This is a genomic window from Clostridium vincentii (genome assembly GCF_002995745.1).
In the GTDB taxonomy this organism is placed as follows: Bacteria; Bacillota; Clostridia; order Clostridiales; family Clostridiaceae; genus Clostridium; species Clostridium vincentii.
The window spans coordinates 40,983-48,225 of the sequence record NZ_PVXQ01000027.1 but is presented as its reverse complement, the minus strand read 5'-3'; the positions used below and the strand labels follow the sequence as shown (position 1 = coordinate 48,225).

Below are 7,243 nucleotides of genomic sequence, written 5' to 3'. Positions count from 1 at the left end.
TGTGGATTAAAAGGATTTGGAGATATTAGTTACAATTAAGAGTAAAAATGCTTAAGGGAAGTTATAAATATATACTGTAAAATAATGGATAATAAAATAGTTGCCCACTTTTACTTGACTCAATCTTAAACATTATATTATTTGACTAGCAAAATTTTAGATGATATCATTTTCATAAAGATACTTTTACCATTTGGAGGTACTGAAAATGAAATGTATAGATATAATAATGAAGAAACTTGTAGAATTGAATTACGTTGATGGGATTGATGCCAAAACTTTATCTGAACTTTTAGATATGTCTAGAGCTAATGTAAGCCATGAATTAAATGCTCTATATAAAGAAGGTAAAGTAAATAAATCAAGTGGTAGGCCTGTATTATTTTTTCTTGAGACCACGAGTAGCTTATCTAATCCTTTAGCTCAATTAGATCAATTATATGAAAATAATATAAGTCTTAATGATGCTGTTAAACAAGCTAAGGCTGCTATACTATACCCTCCTAATGGTATGAACTGTTTAATCCTTGGAGAAACCGGAGTTGGTAAATCCATGTTTGCTTCTTTAATGTATGATTATGCAACAGCAATGAATATGAAACCAAAAGGATCTCCTTTCATTACCTTTAATTGTGCTGACTATTGTAATAATCCACAGCTTCTTACCTCTCAACTTTTTGGAGTGAAGAAAGGAGCTTATACTGGCTGTGACGTAGATAAAGAAGGTTTAATCGAACAGGCTAATGGAGGGATTCTCTTTTTAGATGAAGTTCATAGACTCCCTCCAGAAGGACAAGAAGCCCTTTTTATATTTTTAGATAGTAATAAATTTAGACGCCTTGGAGATTCAGAAAGTAGAACTTCTGATGTATTAATAATAGCTGCAACAACTGAGAATCCTGATTCTACATTATTAAATACTTTTACTAGAAGAATTCCTATTGTAATAACCATTCCAGCTCTTAGTGATAGGACTTTCGAAGAAAGATTGTATCTAATAAAGAACTTTTTCAAATATGAGAGTGTTCGTTTAAATCAAGAGGTATATGTATCATTAAATTCTATTCGTGCATTATTATCATATAATTGTTCAAATAATATAGGCCAATTAAAAAATGATATTCAGCTAATTTGTGCAAAAGCATACTCAGAATTTTTAACTAATTCAGCAAAGGATGTACGAATATCTAGTAGAAGTCTTCCTCCCTATATTAAGGAAGGACTTTATAAAGAACGAGAACATAGAGTTTTATGGAATACTCTAGTAGGGGAAGAAATAGAATACTTTAAGTTTTCTGGTACTTCTAAGGAAGGTAATCAAATTTTTAACACAGGATATAATCATATCTACGATTTTATCGAACGAAAGCTTGCTGAATTGAAGTCTCAAAGTACTTCGGATGTAGAAATTGAGAATATCCTTGATAAGGATATTTCTAAATATTTTCAAAAACACATTTCTGGAGTATCAGATGAGCTTAACAGAAAAAATTTACTAACAATTGTAGATAATGACATACTTAAATGTGCTGATGAGGTTATGGATTTTATAACTACCCATTTAAATAGATCCTTTACCGATATTTATACCCCTTTTGTTTTACATATTAATACTCTAGTAAATAGGATATATAATAAAAAGACTATTATAAATCCTCATTTATCAAGGATAAAAGAACTTTATCCTAATGAATTTTCTGTAGCATTAGAGGCTAAGACTATTATAGAATCCTATATTAATAGACCAATTCCAATGGACGAAGCTGGTTATCTAACTTTATTCTTAGTGCCTGAACATTCTTTGGAAAATGAGAATACTGATAGGGTAAAAATTATACTTATTGCTCATGGAGAATCAACAGCAACCTCCATTGCTGATGTTGCTAATAGACTATTAGGTGAGGATTATGTCATAGCTATTAATGCTCCCCTTGATATAGCACCTTCTGCTATACTAGAAAACTTAAAAAAGGTAGTAAAAGAAAATGCTTCCGCTGCTGGTTACCTTCTTTTAGTTGATATGGGATCTCTTACAACTTTTGCAGATGTAATCCAGAAAGAATTTAATGTTAATATAAAAGTTATTTCTCTAGTCTCTACTCTCCATGTACTAGAAGCTACTAGAAAAGCTTTACTTGGCTCTTCACTTGAAAGTATTTATAAAGATGTTCTTATGGTAAATTCCTATATTGAAACCCATAAAAATGCCCTTACTACTACTTCGAATAATAGAAAAATGGTTATTATTACAGCTTGTTTAACTGGTGAAGGCGGATCTGTTGCTATTAAAAGTTTTTTAAATAGTACGCTTAGATATGACAAGAATTTATTTGAAATAATTCCTTTAACATGTTTGAATAAAAATTCCTTTAAGCAAGAAATACTTAGTATTCAAAAGGAGAATGAGATATTATTTATTATTTCTTCATTCCCTGTTGATATTAACTTAATACAATATAGTATGAATGATGTTTTTAATATGAGTATAATGAATAAAATACAAAAGATTGTGGACATGAGAGCTACAATGTTGTCTATTCCTCAAATAATTGATGAAAACATAAAAAATATAGATGCTAATAAACTGTTTAATGATGTGATTACCTTTTTAAAAGAATTAACAGATCAAATTAAGGTGGAGCTATCAGAGGAAATTACAATAGGATTAATTCTTCATTTATCATTTGTTATTGGAAGGCTTAAAAATAATACACCATTAACAGATTATCCTCATAAACGAATTTATATATCAGATAATATTGATCTTTATAATATTGTAAAACCATATTTCGAAAACTTTTGTCAAAGATATAATGTAGATTCATCAGACGATGAAATATGCTACATAATAAATTTTTTCTTGAAGGATTGATAAAATAAAAAGCAAAGGTGCAACTTTATATTGCCCTTTGCTTTTTCATATTTTATTTATCATACAGCTTTAATGCTAATTCTAATACTGCAAATCCATTTAAATCACTATAATCTGGGCCAGGAATTACATCAATTGGAATTTGCTTTTTTTCAAATATTGCCTTAACTTTCGGAAATTCATATGTAAGTTCGGGTCCTAATAGAGCAATATTCATAATTTCTAGATTTTTGAAAATTTGTTCCTTGGGATAGGCTTCAATATCCACTTCTAAATTCTTATTCCTTGCAGCCTTTCGCATATTATCTATTAACTCTCTTGTTGATATTGAAGTATCACAAAACAATCTAATTTTTATCATATTCATACCTCCTTAAAATTAACTTAATTAACTTAATAATAATATTCCTATTATATCCTAATACTTATAATTCTTAAACATAAAATATCATTTTATACCTTTCTTTATTCTCCAACTATTCTGCTATCTACTCTAACTCGCAATTTCCTTGCAAATGGATACACCAATGTGCCAATTCTAAACTTTTAATTTTAATTCCTCAAACCTTCCCCCAATAGAATCTGCTATTGCCTTAGGTTTAACCTCAATTTGAACCCCGATTTTCCCCCCACTAAATATCATATTAGCAAGTTCTTCAGCAGATATATCTATGAAGGTTCTATACAATTTTTTCATCGCTAAAGGTGAACATCCGCCTCTAATATATCCTGTATGCTTATTTATATCCTTCACATGGATCATTTCTATTTTCTTTTCTCCAGCTACTTTGGCTGCCTTCTTTAAATCAAGTTCATCATTAACTGGTATTACAAAAACATATAGTTCTCTAGATTGCCCTTGAGCAACTAAAGTTTTAAAGACACATTCAACACCTTTGCCTATCTTTTCTGCTACGGCCACTCCATCTATTTTGCCATCTTTATTCTCGTAGGAATATGTATTATAAGGAATTTTATTCTTATCTAAAAATCTCATTGCATTAGTTTTTTGCATTACATTTTCCTCCTGTAATTCAGCCCCTAGGGCTTTAACTCCATTAATTAACTTGATTTTAACACTAAACTTACAAAATTGTAAATAAACTCTTCCGTTAAGTTTGTCTTCATGGTTCTCTTATTGCTTCATTATATGATATAATGGTTAAATGACTAAAAAAATATGAAATGAGGTAGAAATATTGATATCTGTGTCAAATGTTAGTTTAAGATATGGTGCGCGTAAATTATTTGAAGACGTAAATATAAAGTTTATTCCTGGTAACTGCTACGGTGTTATAGGCGCAAATGGAGCTGGAAAGAGTACTTTTTTAAATATTTTATCTGGTGATATTGAACCTAATACAGGGGATGTTACTTTAGCACCTAATACAAGAATGTCTGTTTTAAAACAAGATCATTATCAATACGATAATTTTGAAGTTCTTGAAACAGTAATAATGGGTAATGAAAGATTATATCAAATCATGAACGAGAAGGATACATTATATGCAAAACCTGATTTTTCTGATGAAGATGGTATAAAGGCTGCTGAATTAGAAGGAGAATTTGCTGAACTTAATGGATGGGAAGCTGAATCTGAAGCTTCTTCATTATTACAAGGTTTAGGAATAGGGACTGAAGCTCACTTTAAGAAGGTTGCTGAAATTAGTGGTTCTGAAAAAATCAAGGTTCTACTCGCTCAAGCTATCTTTGGTAATCCTGGAGTTTTAGTACTAGATGAGCCTACTAATCATTTAGACCTTAAATCAGTTAACTGGTTAGAAGATTTTTTGATTAATTTTAAGGGGACAGTTATAGTTGTGTCCCATGATAGACACTTTTTAAATTCAGTTTGTACTCAAATGGCTGATGTTGATTTTGGTAAGATTAGACTTTATGTTGGTAACTATGACTTTTGGTATGAATCAAGTCAATTAGTTCTTCAAATGTCAAAAGACCAAAACAAGAAGAAGGAAGAAAAGATTAAGGAACTTCAAGACTTTATCGCAAGATTTAGTGCTAATGCTTCTAAATCTAAGCAAGCTACTTCTCGTAAGAAGTTATTGGATAAGATCACTTTAGATGATATTCAACCTTCTAGCAGAAGATATCCTTTTGTAGGCTTTAAACCTGAAAGAGAAGTTGGTAATGAAATACTTGCTGTTACAGACCTTTCAAAGACTATTGATGGAGTTAAGGTTTTAGATAATATAAGCTTCAATGTTACTAAGGGTGATAAAATTGCTATAATAGGTAATGAAATTGCAGTAGCAACATTATTGAAAACATTAGCTGGTGAACTAGAGCCAGATAGTGGGGAAGCTAAATGGGGAGTTACCATTACAATGTCTTATTTCCCTAATGATAACTCTAAATACTTTGTTGACTGTAACTTATCATTAGTAGATTGGCTAAGACAATATTCTGATGAAAAAGCAGAAAGTTACATAAGAGGTTTCCTTGGAAGAATGTTATTCTCTGGAGAAGAAGCATTAAAACAAGCTGATGTATTATCAGGAGGAGAAAAGGTTAGATGTATGTTATCTAGAATGATGCTTTCAAATGCAAATGTATTAATACTAGACCAACCTACTAACCATCTTGATCTTGAATCAATAACAGCTGTAAATAATGGATTACAAGACTATAGCAGCAATCTATTATTTGCTTCTCACGATCAACAATTTATTGATACTATAGCTACTAGAATAATTGAAATTAAGGATGATGGTTCTATCATTGATAAAACTATGCCTTATGATGAATATTTAAAGCTTGCTGCTTCAAATAAATAGTAGTATAAAAAAAGTTGGATTCTTCTAGAATCCAACTTTTTTTTGTTATTTACATCATATCTTTTATTTTCTCATATAATTGATCAGCGGTTTCTGCCTGAATTAATTCATCATTTACTAAAGCATACGGTCCTACTGCACAATCTCCACAATATCCTAGGCATGATTCTACTGATACATCTGCATCATTAAAATTCTCTTTTAATTTATTCATAGTTTCCTCTGTTCCAAAAGTAAAGTTATTCTCACAAAATTTTATTTCTGTCATCTTTCTACCTCAATTATTATTTATTATTTTTTAATTTATCTAATAACTCTTCTACCGATATATTTCTCAAATTAACCTCATCTAATATTATTTCCTTCTCTATTGCAGATTTAAGAAGAGGTGATCTTTTCATATCTCCTATAACAATTGCACCAATGATTTTATTATTATTTACAAATATTTTCTTGTAACTCTTTTTATTAATACCTTCGTCTACTAACACTTTTGTAGCCCTTAACTCATCAATACATCCCATAGAAAATAATGAAACCCCAAAAGCATTTAAGGTTGTTACTGGAGTTATTTTTTCATATATAGTTTCTTTACCTGTAATGTTATAGCCTGCAACTTTGCCTTGTGCTATTGCAATATTCCATAATCCAATTATTGCATTATCAAATTCGGCAATATCTCCTGCTGCATAAATATTTTTTATATTAGTTTCCATCTTATTATCTACTATTATCCCTCTTGCTGTTTCTACTTTAGTATTTGAAACTAATTCCTTATTAGGATTAATTCCTGTGGAGTAAATAACCATATTACATTTTAATTCTATTTTTTCATCTATAAGAACTCCTTCTACCTTAGAATTCCCTACTATTTTCTTTACTCCTGTATTAGTTAATATCTGAATTTCATAATCTTGTATTATATTCTTTAATATTTCAGAGGCTCTATCATCTAATTGACGTGGCATAAGCCTTGGTAATAATTCAATAATTACAACCTTCTTACCATGCTGATATAGTATCCAAGCCATTTCTAATCCCTGTATTCCGCCTCCAATAACTATTATTTGTTCTCCTTCATTGAGGCTACTTTTGATATTTAAAGCATCATTAAGACCTCTTAATGAATATACATTTCCCTTATTTATGCCATCAATGGGGGGTATATTATTACTGGATCCAGTTACGATTAACAATTTATCATACTTAACTTTACTACCATCACATAATAATAATTCAAGGTTATCTGTATTTATACTTACTACCTTTGTATTAATAAATACATTTACCCCATTTTGTTCATACCACTCTTTCTTTTGGAGAAGTATATTATCTTCAGAAAGTTGATCAAAAATGCCCTTGGATAACCTTATTCTACTATATGGATAAAATTTTTCTTCTCCTATCAAATATATATCCGCGTCTAAATCTATTTCTCTAATTGCTTTAATTGCTGTTATTGCCGCTATCCCATTTCCTACAATTACAATTCTTTTAGTCATCTACATCTCTCATTTCATTCTAATATTTGTGCCTATAATACTATTATTACTATTTTAATTTAATATTATTCCCT

Annotated in this window: 6 protein-coding genes; 2 read left to right on the top strand and 4 right to left on the bottom strand. The window is 29.8% G+C overall.

What is annotated here, in order from left to right; all coding sequences use genetic code 11:
* The first annotated feature begins 208 nt into the window (after positions 1–208).
* Positions 209–2,872, top strand: coding sequence for a sigma-54-dependent transcriptional regulator (locus CLVI_RS11970; protein WP_106060363.1), 2,664 nt, complete (start codon positions 209–211; stop codon positions 2,870–2,872).
* A gap of 52 nt (positions 2,873–2,924) precedes the next feature.
* On the opposite strand, the gene CLVI_RS11965 is transcribed toward CLVI_RS11970, so the two are convergent.
* Together CLVI_RS11965 and ybaK are read right to left on the bottom strand one after the other, a co-directional pair.
* Positions 2,925–3,233 (bottom strand): PTS sugar transporter subunit IIB, encoded by a 309-nt coding sequence (locus CLVI_RS11965; RefSeq protein WP_106060362.1) that lies wholly within the window; start codon positions 3,231–3,233, stop codon positions 2,925–2,927.
* A gap of 177 nt (positions 3,234–3,410) precedes the next feature.
* Positions 3,411–3,887 (bottom strand): Cys-tRNA(Pro) deacylase, encoded by a 477-nt coding sequence (ybaK, locus tag CLVI_RS11960; RefSeq protein ID WP_106060361.1) that lies wholly within the window; start codon positions 3,885–3,887, stop codon positions 3,411–3,413.
* 184 nt (positions 3,888–4,071) lie between these two features.
* Between ybaK and CLVI_RS11955 the strand changes: the two genes are divergently transcribed.
* Complete coding sequence (locus tag CLVI_RS11955) at positions 4,072–5,667, top strand: ABC-F family ATP-binding cassette domain-containing protein (protein ID WP_106060360.1); 1,596 nt, start codon at positions 4,072–4,074, stop codon at positions 5,665–5,667.
* A gap of 49 nt (positions 5,668–5,716) precedes the next feature.
* On the opposite strand, the gene CLVI_RS11950 is transcribed toward CLVI_RS11955, so the two are convergent.
* Positions 5,717–5,935: a YuzB family protein gene (locus CLVI_RS11950; RefSeq protein ID WP_106060359.1), complete on the bottom strand. Its 219-nt coding sequence runs from the start codon at positions 5,933–5,935 to the stop codon at positions 5,717–5,719.
* 16 nt (positions 5,936–5,951) lie between these two features.
* Positions 5,952–7,169 carry an NAD(P)/FAD-dependent oxidoreductase gene (locus CLVI_RS11945; protein WP_106060358.1) on the bottom strand — a complete coding sequence of 406 codons (1,218 nt, stop codon included), beginning with the start codon at positions 7,167–7,169 and terminating at the stop codon, positions 5,952–5,954.
* Positions 7,170–7,243 lie beyond the last annotated feature (74 nt).

What these genes read in the sequence shown, in the direction of transcription:
- CLVI_RS11970 (WP_106060363.1), top strand. Translation starts at nt 209, where the DNA reads ATGAAATGTATAGATATAATAATGAAGAAACTTGTAGAATTGAATTAC.
- CLVI_RS11965 (WP_106060362.1), bottom strand. Translation starts at nt 3,233, where the DNA reads ATGATAAAAATTAGATTGTTTTGTGATACTTCAATATCAACAAGAGAG.
- ybaK (WP_106060361.1), bottom strand. Translation starts at nt 3,887, where the DNA reads ATGCAAAAAACTAATGCAATGAGATTTTTAGATAAGAATAAAATTCCT.
- CLVI_RS11950 (WP_106060359.1), bottom strand. Translation starts at nt 5,935, where the DNA reads ATGACAGAAATAAAATTTTGTGAGAATAACTTTACTTTTGGAACAGAG.
- CLVI_RS11945 (WP_106060358.1), bottom strand. Translation starts at nt 7,169, where the DNA reads ATGACTAAAAGAATTGTAATTGTAGGAAATGGGATAGCGGCAATAACA.